Genomic DNA, 18,361 nt, shown 5'->3' with positions numbered 1-18,361 from the left:
ATGTAATAGAAAGATGTTTCGATTTGAAGAACCTACATATTTATACCTGTTGCTCCTGTTGCCTCTCTTGGCGGCTTTCTATCTGTACTCTAATTATCGGAGACGGAAAGCAATCCGCAAGTTTGGTGACCCGGTGCTGATGGCACAACTGATGCCGGATGTATCTAAATATCGTCCGGATGTGAAGTTTTGGTTAGTGTTTGCTGCAATCGGACTGTTTGCAGTATTGCTGGCACGTCCGCAGTTTGGCTCCAAACTGGAAACTGTGAAGCGCCAGGGAGTGGAAGTGATGATTGCATTGGACATATCTAACTCTATGTTGGCGCAAGATGTGCAGCCCAGCCGTCTGGAAAAGGCTAAAAGATTGGTGGCACAATTGGTAGACAAGATGGAAAATGATAAGGTAGGTATGATTGTGTTTGCTGGTGACGCTTTTACTCAGTTGCCTATCACGAGCGATTATATCTCTGCTAAAATGTTTTTGGAATCCATCAATCCGTCATTGATATCAAAGCAGGGTACTGCAATCGGGGCGGCTATCAATCTGGCAACTCGTAGTTTTACGCCTCAGGAAGGGGTAGGGCGTGCCGTCATTGTTATTACTGATGGTGAGAACCATGAAGGCGGTGCGGCGGAAGCCGCTAAAGCTGCTGCAGAGAAAGGCATTCAAGTCAATGTTTTGGGCGTAGGTATGCCTGACGGTGCACCTATTCCGGTAGAGGGAACGAATGATTTCCGTCGTGATCGTGACGGGAATGTAGTTGTTACTCGTCTGAATGAGCAGATGTGCCAAGAAATAGCTCAGGCAGGAGATGGTATTTATGTGCGTGTGGATAACTCGAATGCTGCACAAAAGGCAATTACTCAGGAAATTAATAAAATGGCGAAAGCGGATGTGGAAACGCAGGTTTATACCGAATTCAACGAACAGTTTCAGGCCATTGCATGGATTATTCTATTGCTGTTATTGGTCGAAATGCTGATTCTGGAACGCAAAAACCCGTTATTCCGTAATATCCATTTGTTTAAAAAGGAAGAAAGGTATGATGATGAGAAATAAAACTATCGGAATTATCTTGCTGCTGTTGACGGCTGTTTCAGTTTCTGCGCAGAAAGCGGAACGTGATTATATTCGTAAAGGAAACCGTGCGTATAAAGATAGCACGTATGTGAATGCTGAAGTGAATTATCGTAAGGCCATTGATGTCAACCCCAAATCAACAGTATCAATGTATAATCTGGGTAATACACTTATGCAACAGAATAAGTTGCAGGAGGCTATGGAACAATATGTTGCTGCTACTAAAATGGAGAAGGATAAAAGCAAGCTTGCTCAAATCTATCATAATATGGGTGTAATATTTCATTCCGGTAAAGATTATGCGAAGGCTGTGGAAGCATACAAGGAGTCGTTGCGTAATAATCCGAAAGATAATGAAACACGCTATAATTTAGCTCTGGCTCAGAAGATGCTGAAAGAACAGGAAGAAAATCAGCAGAATCAAGATCAGAACCAGGATCAGAACAAGCAAGATCAGGAGAAAGAACAAAATCAGGATAAGCAGGACCAGAATAAACAAGATCAGCAAAATCAGGATCAGCAGCAACAGCCATCTCAGCCACAAGATAACCAAATGTCGAAGGAGAATGCTGAACAGCTTCTGAAATCGGTTATGCAGGATGAGAAGGAGGTACAGGATAAGGTGAAGAAACAGCAAGTTATCCAGGGCGGTCGCTTGGAAAAGGATTGGTAAATAATAAAAGAAACGATAATATATGAGAAAATTAATTTTCTTATGGATAGCACTGGTAGCAGTCAGTTTACAGGCTTTTGCTGACGAAAAAGTGTCATTTACCGCGTCAGCTCCTGATGCAGTAGCGGTAGGTGACCAGTTTCGGCTGTCATATACAGTGACTACACAGAAGGTGAGAGATTTCCGTGCTCCCTCTATCAAAGGTTTTGATGTACTGATGGGACCCAGTCGTTCACAGCAAAGTAGTATGCAAATCATTAATGGTGTATCAACCTCAACCAGTAGCATCACATTTACTTATATTTTGATGGCTACAGCGGAAGGTAGTTTTACCATTCCGGGTGCTACGATTACGGCTGATGGTAATCAGATGGTTTCTAATTCAGTGCATGTTAAAGTGCTTCCTGCGGATCAGGCAGCAGCGGCATCTTCAGGTGGAAGTAGTAGTAGTGGTCAGCAAAGTAATACCAGCCGTGCTTCTTCGGGTACTTCTATTTCTAATCAGGATTTATTTATTACAGCTACTGCAAGTAAGACAAATGTATATGAGCAGGAAGCTTTCCTGCTGACATATAAAATCTATACTCTAGTTGATTTACAACGTTTTGACAATGTAAAACTTCCTGATTTCAAGGGATTTCATTCTCAAGAGGTGGAACTTCCGAATGATAGAAGATGGAGTTTGGAACATTATAAGGGCAGAAATTATCAGACTACTGTGTATCGCCAGTTTGTATTGTTTCCTCAACAGTCTGGTAATTTGACCATTGAACCGGCACGTTTTGATGCTTCTGTAGCCAAAGCTACTCAAGTATCAGACCCATTTGAAGCTTTCTTTAATGGAGGTAGCAATTATATTGAAGTTAAAAAGATATTGACTACTCCTAAATTAACAATTGATGTTAAGTCTTTGCCGGACGGTAAACCTGCTGATTTCTCCGGTGGAGTGGGAGAGTTTAGTATTTCCTCTTCTATCAATAGCACTAATGTGAAGACCAATGATGCTGTTACCATTAAGCTTGTGATTTCCGGCACAGGTAACTTAAAGTTGATTGGCGATCCCGAAGTTAAATTTCCGGATGACTTTGAGATGTATGATCCCAAAGTGGACAATAAGTTCCGTCTGACTAATGCTGGTCTTTCGGGTAGTAAAGTAATTGAGTATCTTGCTATTCCACGCAATGCGGGAACGTTTAAGATACCGGCTGTTAAATTTAGCTATTTCGATATCAAATCCCGATCCTATAAGACATTAACTACAGAGGAATATGAGCTTCATGTAGAGAAGGGTGAGGGGAACGCTGCGCAGACTATTGCAAACTTCACTAATAAGGAGGATTTGAGGATATTGAACGAGGATATTCGCTTCATCAAGCAAAATGATGTGACTCTTTCTCAAAAGGGAGCTTTTTTCTTTGATTCCATGGTGTATTGGTTGCTCTATTTAGTGCCAGGTATTGCGTTTATCATCTTCTTTATTATTTACCGTAAACAGATAGCTGCTAATGCAAATGTGGCTAGAATGCGTACTAAAAAGGCTAATAAGGTTGCTGTCAAGCGTATGAAATTAGCCGGTAAACTGTTATCTGAAAATAAGAAAGATATTTTCTACGATGAAGTATTAAAAGCCCTTTGGGGGTATATTAGTGATAAATTGAATATTCCTGTTTCACGACTTTCTAAAGATAATATTGAAGAGGAGCTTCGTAAATATGGAGTAGAGGATGCATTAATTAAAGAGTTTCTTGCAGCACTGAATGATTGTGAATTTGCCCGTTTTGCTCCTGGTGATGATAATCAGGCTATGGATAAGGTTTACTCAGCTTCATTGGCGGTAATTAGTAAAATGGAGAACTCGATTAAACATTAATTAGGAGGTTATATGATGAGAAAAATATTGTTTTTTACCCTTGGCCTGCTTATGGCGACGACCTCTTTCGGACAGGCTTCATCTGATACATTGCAGAATGCGAATGATTCGGTCATAATAGGCTCTCATTCAGAATTTTCAGCCACGAAGTTAGAGAATGGGGTGACAAAAGCAGAAGGAGATAGCGCATATATGAAAAATGACTATGCTTCTGCTATTCAGATATACGAAGCTTTGTTGAAAGATGGGGAAGCAGCTGAGGTATATTATAATTTAGGGAACAGTTATTACAAGGCTGGTGATGTAGCAAAGGCTATCTTAAATTATGAGCGTGCTTTACTAATACAGCCTGGAAATGCTGATATTCGTGCTAATTTGGAAATAGCTCGTGCAAAAACTATTGATAAAGTAGTTCCAGTAGCTGAGATATTTTTTGTATCTTGGACAAAATCGTTAATTAATTGTTTGAGTGTGGATGCATGGGCAAAAGTAGGTATAGTTAGTTTCTTTTTATTGCTGGCATCTCTTTATTTCTTTTTCTTTTCCAGGCAGATTGTATGGAAAAAAACTGGATTCATTGCAGGAATTGTATTTTTGATATTAGTCATTTTTGCAAATGTCTTTGCTTTTCAGCAGAAAGGTGAGTTATTGAACCGTAATAATGCCATTGTGTTAACTCCAAGTGTAACGGTACGTAGTACTCCAAGTGAAACGGGTACAAGTCTATTCATATTGCATGAGGGGAGAAAGGTGGAAATTAAAGATAACTCTATGCGTGAGTGGAAAGAAATCCGCTTGGAAGATGGTAAGGTAGGCTGGGTACCAGCATCATCCGTAGAAGTTATCTGATATATATAATTCTTTCATAGTAAGATAGTTAATAATAGGAAAGGAACCTGCCAAAAGGAAAAGTATGAATATTCTTTTGGCGGGTTTCTTTTATTTTGTAAAAAAGATATCGAAAATGTTTGATTTATCTTTTTTTTTCCTTAAGTTTATAGCGTGATAAATGAAACTCACAGTTATTAACCATTAAATTTATAAATATGAGAACAATAACATTTAATGAACTTCGCAAAATTAAAGACTCATTACCTACTGGTAGTATGCATAGAATAGCCGATGAGCTCGGATTGAACGTTGATACAGTTAGAAACTTTTTTGGCGGTCATAATTTCAAAGAAGGCAAGAGTGTTGGCATACACTTAGAACCTGGACCGGATGGTGGTTTAGTTATGCTGGACGATACTACTGTTCTTGATAGAGCTCTCAAAATATTAGATGAAATGAATACCGGTGCAGCTGAGCCTGTTCGAGCTTAAGAAAAGAAAGTATAGATGAATCCCAATTGATAAACAAACAATTGGGATTTCTTGTTTGTTTATAAAGTAAAAACAGTTGATTATGGAAGACAAGTTAGTAACCTTAGCCATTCTGACTTATGCTAAAGCTCAGATATTGAAAAACGTACTTGAGAATGAAGGTATCGAAACCTATATTCACAATGTAAATCAAATACAGCCTGTGGTATCTTCAGGTGTGCGCTTACGTATAAAAGAAAGCGATTTACCACGTGCTTTAAAGATTACGGAAAGTTCTGTCTGGCTATCAGAAGAGGTAGTAGGAGGGAAGCCAGCTAAAGTAGAGAAAGAAAGTAATAAGGTCTTAATCCCTGTTGACTTCTCTAATTATTCAATGAAAGCATGTGAATTTGGCTTTAATTTTGCCCAAAATATGGGTGCAGAGGTGGTATTGTTACATATTTATTTTACACCGATTTATACTACTTCATTGCCTTATGGAGATGTTTTCAATTATCAGATTGCAGATGAAGAAAATGTGAAAAATATACTACAAAAGGTTCACGCAGACTTAAATACCTTATCGGATAATATAAAGGAGAAGGTAGCTTCTGGAGAATTTCCAAATGTGAAATATAGTTGTGTATTACGTGAGGGTATTCCTGAAGAGGAGATTCTTCGTTATTCGAAAGAAAATAGGCCGCGTATCATCATTATGGGTACTCGTGGTAAAAATCAGAAAGATATAGACTTAATTGGTAGTGTAACAGCTGAAGTGATTGAGCGAAGTCGTGTGCCGGTTTTAGCCATACCAGAGAATACTCCATTTAAACAATTATCTGAAGCTAAGCGTATTGCATTTATTACCAATTTTGATCAACGAGACTTAATTGCGTTTGATACATTAATTGCTGCTTTGAAACTATTTCATTTTTCTGTATCTTTAATTCATTTGTCGGATGTTAAAGACACGTGGAATGAAATTAAATTAGGTGGTATTAAAGAATACTTTCAAAAGCAATATCCGGATTTAGAAATACATTATGATGTTGTGATGAATGATGATTTTCTGAATAGCTTAGATGACTATATAAAAAACAATCATATTGACATTATTACATTAACAACATACAAACGAAATATCTTTTCCCGCTTATTCAATCCTGGAATTGCCCGAAAGATGATTTTTCACTCTGATACACCATTGTTAGTTATTTATGGACGCCCAAGTTAAAGAAAATAACGCATGGATTTCGAGTCAATAATCTGTATTATGTTTAATATATAGAGCTGACATTTTTGGAATATAATTATTAACCTCCCCTATATTTAATTGGCTGACTCAATATAGAAAAGAGGATGTGTTCAAACACAGAGCACATCCTCTTTCTTGTTATTACATTTTTATACCAATGGATTAGTTTACCATCTTTTCAATTTCTTCAAATTCAGGTCCCATATCCAAATTATAGTATACTCGGTACAAACCGTTCATCCATAAATCTTTTTGGTCGGGTTTCAATGCTCTTGCTTTTTCATAACAAGGTTTTGCTTTTTCATAAAAAGCTTTCAAAGTAGCTTGATCTTCCTTATATTTTGGATCATTTACATCTGCACTTGCTTTCTCGGAAAAGTCTTGTGCTTGCAAACAGTAGATTAATCCTAAATTAGAATATGCTTCTGCATAGTTTGGATCTATTTCTGTTGTTTTAGTATAATATTCGATAGCTTTATTAAGGGCATCTGCAGCTTCTTGATCTTTCTTTTCATTTTTTAGGTTAGTATACATATTGTGATAAAGATATCCCTTTACATACAAATAAAATGTATTATTAGGATCCTTTTCCAACATGCCATCAGCAAATTGCATAGCTTCGTCATATTTGTTGTTGTTGCTATAGTAATCAATCAAATGACCAAAGAAGAATGAATGTTGCGGATATTTCTGCAAACCTTCTTTCAAAGAAGCAATCCATTTAACTGTATCACCTTGTGCTTTTAAAGCTGTAGAGATGAATTCCATAGCGTATTGCCCCACTTCTTTGTCATTTTGAGCATACGGAGCATATTTTAAGACGCTCGGATAATCTTCCATTTTAGCAGCAGCTAAGCTTGCATAATATGCAATCTGAGGTAAAACAGTATCTGTTTGCAAGAAGTTTTCCTTCTCAAACATTGGACTCTGAGCTGTTTCAATATAAGTTCCAAAGAAATCTAAAGCTTCTTTGTTTTTCTCCAGATTGTAGTATTGAATACCGCCATTGATTAAGTTAGGACGTTCTGCAATAATAGCGGCAGAGTTTGCTTTTCTGTATTTGTTCTTAATTTTTCCCTTTTCATTCGGAATTTGTGCAAGTTCATCGCACTTGAGGTAATATTTGCACATATTCAACGCACTATTATATACCTTAAGTGTATCGTAAGGTTTTCTTAAATAGGCATTTTCCATTTGCTTTTCATTACTTCTCTTTTGAATAAAACCTGCTACATCCCAAGTATCGGCATTATCCTTTGTTTCAGGATTAGTCAAGGCTTGATTGATGAGCTGTTCGGCCTTGTTAAAGTCCGGATTCACTTCATTCGCAATGCTTTTAGCTTCTTTCACAGTCTTTTCTTGAGCGAAAGTGAAGCCTGCAGCGAGCAATAAAATCACTGAAAATAATACTCTTTTCATGATAAATGTAAAATTAAAATTAATATTATGTCTATTCTTCATCTTCATTGTTTATTTCATTCTCAGAAGTATAGTTCTCTTCCTCCCCTTCTGTTGTTTCGTTTGTAGATACTGGGGATACGGGAGAGGCTTCATCTGTATCAACAGGTATTTCGTCTTCCATGCTCTCAGAAGTAACCTTACATACTGAACCGATCTCATCGTTTCTCTTTTCAAGATTAATCAAGCGAACACCTTGTGTGGCACGTCCCATGATACGAACATCAGCTACTTTCAGACGGATAGTAATACCGGATTTGTTGATAATCATCAAGTCATTATCATCTGTTACGGACTTGATTGTTACCAATTTACCTGTTTTATCAGTAATGTTCATTGTTTTTACACCCTTACCACCACGGTTAGTCTTACGATAGTCTTCAATATCAGAACGCTTACCATAGCCTTGTTCAGAAACCACCATAATAGTTTCCGCTTCAGGATCTTTAATGCAAATCATTCCTACTACTTCATCCTGTCCATCTTCATCAAGTGTCATACCACGTACACCTGTTGCAGTACGCCCCATAACACGCACAGCACTTTCATGGAAACGGATAGCGCGTCCATTGCGGTTAGCAATAATAATTTCATTATCGCCGTTGGTCATACGCACTTCAATAACGCGGTCATCTTCGCGAATAGTGATAGCGTTTACACCATTTTGACGGGGACGTGAATATTGCTCAAGCAATGTTTTCTTAATAACACCATTTTTAGTACAGAAGAAAACATAATGGCTATTAATGAATTCCTGATCAGAAAGGTTTTTCACACGCAGATATGCATTTACAGCATCGTCCGAATCTATATTCAGCAAATTCTGGATAGCACGTCCTTTTGAATTCTTGCTACCTTCAGGAATTTCATATACTTTGAGCCAGTAGCACTTACCTTTCTGAGTAAAGAACATCATGGTATTGTGCATAGTTGCTGGATATATGTGTTCAATGAAGTCTGCATCACGGGTATCTGTACCTTTAGAGCCTACCCCACCGCGATTTTGGGCACGGAATTCGCTCAATGGTGTACGTTTGATATATCCCATATGTGAAATAGTGATAATCATCTCATCATCTGCATAAAAATCTTCCGGGTTGAATTCTTCAGATGAATAAACGATCTCTGAACGACGTTTATCTCCATATTTGGCTTTTACTTCGACTAACTCATCTGTAATAACTTTACGGCAAAGTTCATCGTTTGAGAGTATTTCTTCGTAGTAAGCGATTTGCTTCATTACTTCTTCATATTCAGCATGAAGCTGATCTTGCATCAGTCCGGTTAATTGGCGTAAACGCATTTCTACAATGGCGCGAGACTGGATTTCGGTTAATTGAAAACGTTCAATCAGACCTGCAATAGCATCATTAGGAGTTTTAGCTGCGCGAATGATACGGATTACCTCATCAATATTATCTGATGCGATAATCAATCCTTCCAGAATGTGAGCACGTTCTTTAGCTTTACGTAAATCGTATTGAGTACGACGAATAACTACTTCGTGACGGTGTTCTACGAAGTACTTAATCATATCTTTCAGGTTCAACAGACGGGGACGTCCATGTACCAATGCTACGTTATTTACACTGAAAGATGTCTGCAATAGAGTCATTTTGTAGAGCTTATTCAGAACGACACTGGCATTGGCATCACGCTTAATATCAATAACGATACGCATACCCTCACGGTCAGATTCGTCATTGGCGTTAGAAATGCCTTCAATCTTCTTGTCGTTAGCCAAATCAGCGATATTCTTGATCAGTTCAGCCTTATTGACACCATAGGGTATTTCTGTGATGACAATTTTGTCATGCGTGGAACTGGTTTCAATTTCTGCTTTAGCGCGCATGATAACACGACCACGACCGGTAAGATAGGCTTCGCGTACACCACTCATACCATATATATATCCGCCTGTTGGAAAGTCGGGAGCTTTCACATAATTCATCAGCTCCTCTATTTCGATATCGTTGTTTTCGATATATGCAACGCAAGCATCAATAACTTCGGCTAAGTTGTGAGTCGGCATATTGGTTGCCATACCTACTGCGATACCAGATGCACCGTTTACCAAAAGATTCGGAATACGGGTTGGCATTACGGTAGGCTCCTGCAAAGAATCGTCGAAGTTGTTTTGCATATCAACGGTTTCTTTGTCAAGGTCTTGCATCATGTCTTCACCAATCTTTTGCAGGCGACACTCTGTGTAACGCATAGCTGCTGCACTATCACCATCCACTGAACCATAGTTACCCTGGCCGTCTACTATTAAGTAGCGCATTGCCCAAGGCTGTGCCATGCGGACCAGTGCACCGTAAACGGAAGAGTCACCATGCGGGTGATATTTACCTAATACTTCACCTACAACTCTGGCTGATTTTTTATAAGGTTTATCAGACGTATTTCCCAGTCCCATCATTCCGAAGAGAATTCTACGGTGGACAGGCTTAAAACCATCTCTAACATCCGGAAGGGCACGTGAAACTATGACCGACATGGAGTAGTCAATGTACGATGACTTCATTTCCTCCTCGATGTTAATCTTTATAATTCTGTCTTGTTCAAGCATTTAAAAAGATTATTAATTATACATACTTTGGTTCATAAAAAACCACGCTAAAGTACTGCTTTTTTACGACATACAAAAGTTTTCGCGCATAAACTTTGTTTCAGAACCATTCTCCCGTCTACTTTGTTCTTATAATATATAAATAAGGTATTAAAAGATACTGGTAAACGGATTATTAAACTGTGGCACGGGATTTGTATAACAAATAATAAATAGAAAATATATTTGCGTACTAGAAATTATTAATGCGTATCTTTGTATTATAGTAACACCTTAAGATAAGGAAGGAGAATATTAAGTATGAATAATCAGTTTTCACAAAGAGTTTCTGATATTATCACCTATAGCAAGGAAGAAGCCAACCGGTTGAAAAATAGATATATTGGTCCGGAACATCTTCTGCTTGGCATGTTGCGAGATGGTGGAGGAAAAGCTATAGAAATATTACAGAAACTGAATATAGACCTGAACAGGGTTAAAAAGCGTCTGGAAGGTTTTCTGAAAGAGATTGAAGATGATAACTTGTTGCCTGATGCAGACATCCCATTGTCTCCTATGGCAGCTAAGATATTAAAAATGTGTATATTAGAGGCTCGTCTGTTGAAGAGCGCCACTGCTGATACAGAACATGTCTTACTGGCTATCTTGAAAGATGGTAATAATTTGGCCGCTACGGTATTGGAAGAGAATAATGTGGATTATAAGTCGGTGTTTGAACAGCTTTCTATGAAGGCTAGTCCTAATGCAGGTATGGGATTCACGGAGGATGACGATGATGAGGAGGAAGAGATGAATATGTCTTCGCGTTCCTCCCAGAGTTCTGGTTCACAATCATCTACGCAAACTACATCCAAGAAACCGTCCAACGATACTCCGGTATTGGATAACTTTGGTATGGACATGACCCGGGCTGCGGAAGAAGGCAGATTGGATCCCGTGGTAGGTCGTGAACGGGAAATAGAAAGATTGGCTCAGATTTTGAGTCGACGTAAAAAGAATAATCCAGTATTGATTGGTGAACCTGGTGTCGGTAAATCTGCAATTGTAGAGGGGTTGGCGTTGCGTATTGTTCAGAAGAAAGTATCACGTATTTTGTTTGATAAACGTGTGGTAATGCTCGATATGGCTTCGGTAGTAGCGGGAACAAAATACCGTGGACAGTTTGAAGAACGTATTCGCTCTATAATCAATGAGTTGCAGAAGAATCCGAATGTAATTCTGTTCATTGATGAGATCCATACGATTGTGGGGGCTGGAGCTGCTGCCGGTTCTATGGATGCTGCCAATATGCTGAAGCCTGCATTGGCGCGTGGTGAGATACAATGTATTGGTGCTACTACTCTTGATGAATATCGGAAAAATATAGAGAAAGATGGTGCCTTGGAACGTCGTTTCCAAAAAGTAATAGTGGAACCGACTACGGCTGAAGAAACTTTTCAGATATTGAAAAATATTAAAGAGAAATATGAGGATCATCACAATGTGATTTATACGGATGATGCTTTAGAAGCATGTGTCAAGTTGACAGATCGCTACATTACCGACCGTAACTTCCCGGATAAAGCAATTGATGCTTTGGATGAAGCAGGTTCTCGTGTTCATCTGACAAATATTACTGTTCCGAAAGAGATTGAAGAACAAGAGAAACTCATAGAAGAAGCTCGTCAGCAAAAGGCAGATGCGGTGAAATCTCAAAATTTTGAACTTGCTGCCAGTTATCGTGATCGTGAGAAAGAGTTTACTGCGCGCTTGGAAGAGATGAAAGCAGAATGGGAAGCTCGTTTGAAGGATGATCGTCAGACAGTTAGCGAAGAAGAAATTGCGAATGTTGTGTCAATGATGTCGGGTGTGCCTGTACAGCGTATGGCACAGGCAGAAGGTATTAAGTTGGCAGGTATGAAAGAAGAATTACAGGCCAAAGTAATAGCTCAGGACCCGGCCATTGAGAAAGTGACAAAAGCTATCTTACGTAGTCGTGTCGGCTTGAAAGATCCCAATCGTCCTATAGGAACATTTTTGTTCCTGGGACCTACCGGCGTGGGAAAAACACACTTAGCCAAGCAGTTGGCGAAGTATATGTTCGGTTCGACTGATGCGCTGATACGTGTAGACATGAGTGAGTACATGGAGAAATTTACTGTTTCCCGTTTGGTCGGCGCACCTCCGGGATACGTCGGATATGAAGAAGGTGGCCAGTTGACAGAGAAAGTACGTCGTAAACCTTATTCTATTGTACTATTAGACGAGATCGAGAAGGCACATCCTGATGTTTTTAATATCTTGTTGCAGTTGATGGATGAAGGCCGTTTGACTGACAGTTATGGCAGAACGGTAGATTTTAAGAATACGGTTGTTATTATGACTTCAAACATTGGTACACGCCAGTTAAAGGATTTTGGCCGTGGGGTTGGTTTTGCTGCGCAAAATCGCACAGATGACAAGGAATATTCTCGTGGAGTAATACAAAAAGCCTTGAACAAGTCTTTTGCTCCTGAGTTCCTGAACCGTATTGATGAGATTATAACTTTCGATCAGCTTTCATTGGAGGCTATTGAAAAGATTATCGATATTGAATTGAAAGGCTTGTTTGAACGTGTTGAAGCTCTTGGCTATGAGCTTGTTATTGATGCTAAAGCTAAAACATTCATGGCCTCTAAGGGGTATGATGTGCAGTTTGGTGCCCGTCCTCTGAAGCGTGCCATTCAGACTTATCTGGAAGATGGACTTTCGGAATTGATTGTCTCTTCCGAATTGAAGTCGGGTGATGCGATTTCAGTCTCTTTGAACGAAGAGAAGGAAGAGTTGGATATCAAAGCTGTAGCTAAGTAGTCTACCCGTATTTGTGGAAAATGTCCTAATTCTATAAATTAGAATAAACAGTCAAAATGTCAGTCCGTATGGGCTGGCATTTTTTTTGCATTATGCTTGGCAAGTGATTAATAATATAAACCTAAAATATAAATAAGTAATATGCAAAAAGGAAATATTGGGGTAACCACTGAAAACATTTTCCCCGTTATTAAGAAGTTCTTGTATAGTGATCATGAAATTTTTCTTCGTGAATTAGTTTCTAATGCTGTAGATGCTACACAAAAGTTGAAAACCCTGGCTTCCATCGGTGAGTTTAAAGGTGAAGTTGGAAATTTGACTGTGCATGTATCATTAGGAAAAGATACAATAACAGTTTCTGACCGTGGTATCGGTTTGACGGCTGAAGAAATTGATAAGTATATCAATCAGATAGCTTTCTCTGGTGCCAACGATTTCCTGGAGAAGTATAAGAATGACGCTAATGCCATTATCGGCCATTTTGGATTAGGGTTCTATTCAGCTTTCATGGTAGCCAAGAAAGTGGAGATAATCACGAAGTCTCATAAAGAAGGTGCTCAAGCTGTGAAATGGAGCTGTGATGGTAGTCCGGAATTTACTATCGAAAATGTAGATAAAGCTGATCGCGGTACGGATATCGTGCTTTACATTGATGATGAAAGCAAGGAATTTCTGGAAGAAGCACGTATCTCTTCTTTGCTGAAAAAGTATTGCAGTTTCTTGCCTATCCCTATTGCTTTCGGTAAAAAGAAAGATTGGAAAGACGGAAAGCAAGTAGAGACGGATGAGGACAATATCATTAACGACAGCAATCCGTTGTGGACGCTGAAACCGAGCGACTTGAAGGATGAAGATTATAAAAAATTCTATCGTGACCTCTATCCTATGTCCGATGAGCCTTTATTCTGGATACACTTGAATGTAGATTATCCTTTCCATCTGACAGGTATTCTTTACTTCCCGAAAGTGAAGAGCAATATCGAATTGAATAAGAACAAAATACAGCTTTACAGCAATCAAGTATACGTTACAGACTCTGTAGAAGGTATCGTTCCTGACTTTTTGACTCTGTTGCATGGTGTGCTCGATTCTCCGGATATTCCGTTGAATGTATCTCGTTCTTATCTTCAGAGCGACTCTAACGTGAAGAAAATTTCTACGTATATTACAAAGAAAGTGTCTGATCGTCTGCAATCTATCTTCAAAAATGACAGAAAGCAGTTTGAAGAAAAGTGGAATGATTTGAAAATCTTCATCAATTATGGAATGCTCACCCAAGAAGATTTCTATGACAGAGCAAAAGATTTCTCCCTTTTCACCGATACGGATGGCAAATGCTATACATTTGAGGAGTATCAGAAACTTATCAAAGACAACCAAACGGATAAGGATGGAAATCTGATCTATTTATATGCAAATCATAAAGATGAGCAATTCAGCTATATTGAAGCAGCTAAGAATAAGGGATATAGCGTATTGCTAATGGATGGGCAACTTGATATTGCTTTAGTGAGTATGCTCGAACAGAAATTTGAAAAATCCCGTTTTACTCGTGTGGATAGCGATGTTATTGACAATTTGATTGTCAAAGAAGATAAAAAAAGTGAAACCTTAGAAGCCGGTAAACAAGAAGCTCTTTCTGCTGTGTTCAAGAGCCAGTTGCCGAAATTGGAGAAGGTTGAGTTTAACATTACTGCACAGGCTTTGGGGGAAAATTCTTCTCCGGTGATGATAACTCAAAGTGAATATATGCGTCGTATGAAAGAAATGGCTAATATTCAAGCTGGTATGAGTTTCTATGGCGAGATGCCTGATATGTTCAATTTGGTGCTGAACTCTGACCATAAATTAGTGAAAGAAGTTCTTGCTGACGAAGAAAAAGAATGCGATTCTGTTATAACTCCTATCCAGAAGGAAATGAATGATGTGAACAAACGTCGCAATGAGTTGAAAGACAAGCAAAAAGATAAAAAAGAAGAAGAAATTCCTACAGCTGAGAAGGATGAAGTAAATGATTTGGATAAGAAGTGGGAAGAATTGAAAACAAAGAAAGATGACGTTTTTGCCGGATATGCTGCTAAGAATAAAGTTGTTCGTCAGTTGATTGACTTGGCATTGCTGCAAAACGGCATGTTAAAAGGTGAAGCTTTGAACAATTTTGTGAAGAGAAGTATTGAGCTTATCTAATATACGCCCTTTAATCACAATTTATATGTTGGGAGCATTGCAACTTTAGGGAGTTGTAATGCTCCTTTTTTCGTATAATTTGTGTAGGATTACTTGTTTTTCGGCGTTGGATACGTTCAATTTCGAAACAATTGCATATATTTGAGCTTTAATAATATTTATTTTTCAGCTCGGGAGTTTAAAGTATGAAAAGGATTCTTTTGCTTTTATCGTTTTGTGTCTTGTTGCTGCCTGTGTTGCAAGCCCAGAAAGTGGGGCTTGTTTTGAGTGGCGGTGGTGCGAAAGGTATGACGCATATTGGTATCATTCGGGCTTTGGAAGAGAATAACATCCCCATTGACTATATTACCGGTACATCCATGGGAGCCATAATTGGCTCACTCTATGCTATGGGATATTCTCCTGACGACATGGAGGCTTTGCTACGTTCAGAAGACTTTAAGCGTTGGTATTCGGGAAAGGTAGAGCCGAAATATGCCTATTATTTCAAGAAGAACCTTCCTACCCCGGAGTTTTTTAATATCCGTTTTGATTTTAAAGATTCTTTGAACGTTAAGCCACAGTTGCCGACCAGTATGGTTAATCCCATTCAGATGAATCTGGTTTTTGTGGAACTGTTTGCCCGTGCTACAGCCGCATGTGATGGTGATTTTGATAAGCTTTTTGTGCCTTTCCGGTGCATAGCTTCTGATGTGTACAATAAGCGGCAGATTGTGTTGGGGAAAGGTGATTTGGGTGATGCGGTTCGTGCTTCAATGAGCTTTCCGTTTGTTTTCAAGCCTATTGAGATAGACAGCGTATTGGCCTATGATGGTGGAATTTATAATAATTTCCCTACTGATGTGATGCGGGATGATTTTCATCCGGATATCATTATCGGTAGTGTTGTTGCAGCCAACCCTTCCAAGCCCAAAGAGAATGACCTCATGAGCCAAATTGAAAACATGGTGATGCAGAAAACGGATTATTCTATTCCGGATTCTGTCGGTATTCTCATGACTTTCAAGTATGATGATGTGAATTTGCTCGATTTCGACCGGCTTCAGGAACTTCATGATATTGGCTACAATCGCACGGTTAGTATGATGGATTCTATTAAAAGCCGTATTCATCGTAGAGTGAATGCCGACAATGTGCGTTTACGACGTTTAGTTTATCGTAGCAATCTGCCGCAACTCTATTTTCAGAAGATTTATATTCAGGGAGCTAATCCGCAGCAACAGGCTTATATCCAAAAAGAATTTCATGATGAAGAAGATGAACCATTCACTTACGAGGATATGAAACGTGGATATTTCCGTTTGCTGGCCGATAACATGATTTCCGAAATTATCCCGAAAGCGGTATTCAATGAAGAAACGGACATGTACGACCTACACCTGAAAGTTAAGATGGAAGATAATTTTTCTGTTCGGCTGGGTGGCAGTGTGTCTACAACGAGTTCTAATCAGATTTATCTGGGATTAGGATATCAGAATCTTAATTATTATGCTAAAGAATTTACGTTTGACGGACAATTGGGTAAAGTTTATAATAATGCTCAATTAATGGCTCGTATAGATTTACCTACGCATATCCCTACATCATACCGGCTTATTGCATCTATCAGCACTTTCGATTATTATAAGAAAGATAAGCTGTTCTCTAAAAATGATAAACCCTCCTTTAACTCAAAGGATGAACGTTTTCTGAAGATGATAATAGCTCTACCATTTTTGTCGAATAAAAGGGCGGAATTTGGTTTTGGTATCGGAAAACTACAAGATAATTATTTTCAGTCCAGCGTGATTAATTTTGAGGAGGATCATTCAGACAGAAGTGTCTATAGGCTTATGGGTGGTTCTATCAGTTTTTATGGCAGTACGTTAAATGCGCGTCAATATGCAACAAAAGGATATAATGAAAAACTGATAGCCCAGATATTTACAGGAAAAGAAAGATATACACCGGGAAATCCTACGGAATTGGCTACTACCCAGGAGCGACAATCATGGTTGCAAATTTCATACATGAAAGAGGCTTACCATAGTATGGCACCCAAATTTGTGCTTGGGTGGATGGCAGAGGCATTGTATTCATCAAAGAACTTCTCGGAGAATTTTACGGCAACCATGATGCAGGCAGCAGAATTTTCACCAACTCCGCACAGTAAATTGATGTATAATGAAGCTTTTCGTGCTAATCAGTTTTTGGCTGCCGGTATTAAGCCGATGTTTGTTTTCAATGATATGTTTCATATAAGAGGAGAGTTTTACGGTTTTATACCTATTTTCCCGATTGAAAAGAATACGCAAAACAAGGCATTTTATGGAAAAGCTTTTTCGAAGATAGAATATATGGGAGAAGTTTCTGTTATTTGCCAATTGCCTTTCGGGGCGATCTCTGCTTATGTAAATCATTATAGCTCACCGAAAAGGGAGTGGAATGTGGGCTTGAGTATCGGTTGGCAACTGTTTAATTACCGTTTCATCGAATAAATTTCTTCAAAAAAAGTTTGTGTAAAACTTGCAGTTTCAAAAAAAGTCCGTATCTTTGCACCCGTTAAACAAAAAGGCCGCGTAGCTCAACTGAATAGAGTAGCTGACTACGGATCAGCCGGTTACAGGTTTGAATCCTGTCGCGGTCACACTTTTTGATAAACAAGGTCGCGTAGCTCAACTGAATAGAGTAGCTGACTACGGATCAGCCGGTTACAGGTTTGAATCCTGTCGCGATCACAAAAAGCCTCTGCAAGTTATAGTTTGCAGAGGCTTTTTTGTGATTTCACACTTGCAGCTGCGTTGGGCGACGCTCCTACAAGTGTAACCCAATGCAGCCGAACTGCATCGCTAATCTGGGGTCAGTCCGAAAACCGGGTCAGTCCGAAAACCCTGTGGTTATGTTAAATCTACACTGTTAGTTTGCATAATCTAAAAATAAAGAATGGTATATCTCCGACTCCCCTAAACTGTGCTCTGAACGCTTTAATTTTTGCATTGAATGATTCAGCAAATGCATTTGTTTCCCTGTTAACAAAATAGTTTAGTATTGTTTCATAATAGGGGTCAGTCCGAAAACCCTGTGGGTATGTTAAATTTACGCTGTCAGTTTGCATAATCTAAAAATAAAGAATGGTATATCTCCGACTCCCCTAAA

The 18,361-nt window shown here is 38.8% G+C and carries 11 protein-coding genes, 2 tRNA genes and 1 pseudogene; 11 read left to right on the top strand and 3 right to left on the bottom strand.

From position 1 onward, the window contains the following. The first annotated feature begins 13 nt into the window (after positions 1-13). The 6 genes from BUC01_RS11755 (at position 14) to BUC01_RS11730 (ending at position 6,159) form a co-directional block, all read left to right on the top strand. Positions 14-1,060: a VWA domain-containing protein gene (locus tag BUC01_RS11755; protein ID WP_025834001.1), complete on the top strand. Its 1,047-nt coding sequence runs from the start codon at positions 14-16 to the stop codon at positions 1,058-1,060. Beyond that, a complete protein-coding gene (locus BUC01_RS11750; RefSeq protein ID WP_025834000.1) occupies positions 1,047-1,754 on the top strand; it encodes a tetratricopeptide repeat protein in 708 nt (235 codons plus the stop codon). The genes BUC01_RS11755 and BUC01_RS11750 overlap by 14 nt, the downstream gene beginning before the upstream one ends. A 22-nt stretch (positions 1,755-1,776) precedes the next feature. Next, the gene (locus BUC01_RS11745) at positions 1,777-3,624 is read left to right on the top strand and encodes a BatD family protein (RefSeq protein WP_025833998.1); all 1,848 of its coding nucleotides are present in this window, start codon (positions 1,777-1,779) and stop codon (positions 3,622-3,624) included. A 12-nt stretch (positions 3,625-3,636) separates the two neighbouring features. Beyond that, positions 3,637-4,473: a tetratricopeptide repeat protein gene (locus tag BUC01_RS11740; protein WP_025833996.1), complete on the top strand. Its 837-nt coding sequence runs from the start codon at positions 3,637-3,639 to the stop codon at positions 4,471-4,473. A gap of 197 nt (positions 4,474-4,670) precedes the next feature. Continuing rightward, on the top strand, positions 4,671-4,946 hold the full coding sequence (locus BUC01_RS11735) for a hypothetical protein (RefSeq protein ID WP_034524612.1): 276 nt from the start codon (positions 4,671-4,673) through the stop codon (positions 4,944-4,946). Positions 4,947-5,028: 82 nt separating this feature from the next. Further along, positions 5,029-6,159: a universal stress protein gene (locus BUC01_RS11730; protein WP_025833992.1), complete on the top strand. Its 1,131-nt coding sequence runs from the start codon at positions 5,029-5,031 to the stop codon at positions 6,157-6,159. Between the two features lie 183 nt (positions 6,160-6,342). Here the strand turns inward: BUC01_RS11730 and BUC01_RS11725 are convergent, their stop codons facing one another. Together BUC01_RS11725 and gyrA are read right to left on the bottom strand one after the other, a co-directional pair. After that, positions 6,343-7,647 carry a tetratricopeptide repeat protein gene (locus tag BUC01_RS11725; RefSeq protein WP_034524611.1) on the bottom strand — a complete coding sequence of 435 codons (1,305 nt, stop codon included), beginning with the start codon at positions 7,645-7,647 and terminating at the stop codon, positions 6,343-6,345. Continuing rightward, positions 7,631-10,210 (bottom strand): DNA gyrase subunit A, encoded by a 2,580-nt coding sequence (gene gyrA, locus BUC01_RS11720; RefSeq protein ID WP_073313777.1) that lies wholly within the window; start codon positions 10,208-10,210, stop codon positions 7,631-7,633. The genes BUC01_RS11725 and gyrA overlap by 17 nt, the downstream gene beginning before the upstream one ends. Positions 10,211-10,510: 300 nt before the next feature. Here gyrA and BUC01_RS11715 point away from each other — a divergent pair, with 300 nt between their 5' ends. From BUC01_RS11715 to BUC01_RS11695, 5 genes are all read left to right on the top strand, one after another. Further along, entirely contained in the window at positions 10,511-13,039 is a 2,529-nt protein-coding gene (locus BUC01_RS11715) for an ATP-dependent Clp protease ATP-binding subunit (protein WP_073313775.1), read from the top strand. A 141-nt stretch (positions 13,040-13,180) separates the two neighbouring features. Next, entirely contained in the window at positions 13,181-15,226 is a 2,046-nt protein-coding gene (gene htpG / locus BUC01_RS11710) for a molecular chaperone HtpG (protein WP_073313773.1), read from the top strand. Between the two features lie 185 nt (positions 15,227-15,411). Then, entirely contained in the window at positions 15,412-17,703 is a 2,292-nt protein-coding gene (locus BUC01_RS11705) for a patatin-like phospholipase family protein (protein WP_025833990.1), read from the top strand. A gap of 75 nt (positions 17,704-17,778) precedes the next feature. Next, positions 17,779-17,852 (top strand) — tRNA-Arg (locus BUC01_RS11700). 17 nt (positions 17,853-17,869) lie between these two features. After that, positions 17,870-17,943 (top strand) — tRNA-Arg (locus BUC01_RS11695). A gap of 170 nt (positions 17,944-18,113) precedes the next feature. On the opposite strand, the pseudogene BUC01_RS11690 reads toward BUC01_RS11695, so the two are convergent. After that, a pseudogene (locus BUC01_RS11690) lies at positions 18,114-18,266 on the bottom strand (transposase); the annotation flags it as partial. Positions 18,267-18,361 lie beyond the last annotated feature (95 nt).

Origin of the sequence: Bacteroides stercorirosoris (genome assembly GCF_900142015.1) — a bacterium.
GTDB lineage: Bacteria > Bacteroidota > Bacteroidia > Bacteroidales > Bacteroidaceae > Bacteroides > Bacteroides stercorirosoris.
This window is presented reverse-complemented; position numbering and strand designations above follow the sequence as displayed.

Bases quoted from the DNA above. Each gene is read 5' to 3' on its own strand.
- BUC01_RS11725 (WP_034524611.1), bottom strand. From the start codon at position 7,647: ATGAAGATGAAGAATAGACATAATATTAATTTTAATTTTACATTTATC.
- BUC01_RS11755 (WP_025834001.1), top strand. From the start codon at position 14: ATGTTTCGATTTGAAGAACCTACATATTTATACCTGTTGCTCCTGTTG.
- htpG (WP_073313773.1), top strand. From the start codon at position 13,181: ATGCAAAAAGGAAATATTGGGGTAACCACTGAAAACATTTTCCCCGTT.
- BUC01_RS11730 (WP_025833992.1), top strand. From the start codon at position 5,029: ATGGAAGACAAGTTAGTAACCTTAGCCATTCTGACTTATGCTAAAGCT.
- BUC01_RS11750 (WP_025834000.1), top strand. From the start codon at position 1,047: ATGATGAGAAATAAAACTATCGGAATTATCTTGCTGCTGTTGACGGCT.
- BUC01_RS11735 (WP_034524612.1), top strand. From the start codon at position 4,671: ATGAGAACAATAACATTTAATGAACTTCGCAAAATTAAAGACTCATTA.
- BUC01_RS11740 (WP_025833996.1), top strand. From the start codon at position 3,637: ATGATGAGAAAAATATTGTTTTTTACCCTTGGCCTGCTTATGGCGACG.
- BUC01_RS11745 (WP_025833998.1), top strand. From the start codon at position 1,777: ATGAGAAAATTAATTTTCTTATGGATAGCACTGGTAGCAGTCAGTTTA.
- BUC01_RS11715 (WP_073313775.1), top strand. From the start codon at position 10,511: ATGAATAATCAGTTTTCACAAAGAGTTTCTGATATTATCACCTATAGC.
- BUC01_RS11705 (WP_025833990.1), top strand. From the start codon at position 15,412: ATGAAAAGGATTCTTTTGCTTTTATCGTTTTGTGTCTTGTTGCTGCCT.
- gyrA (WP_073313777.1), bottom strand. From the start codon at position 10,210: ATGCTTGAACAAGACAGAATTATAAAGATTAACATCGAGGAGGAAATG.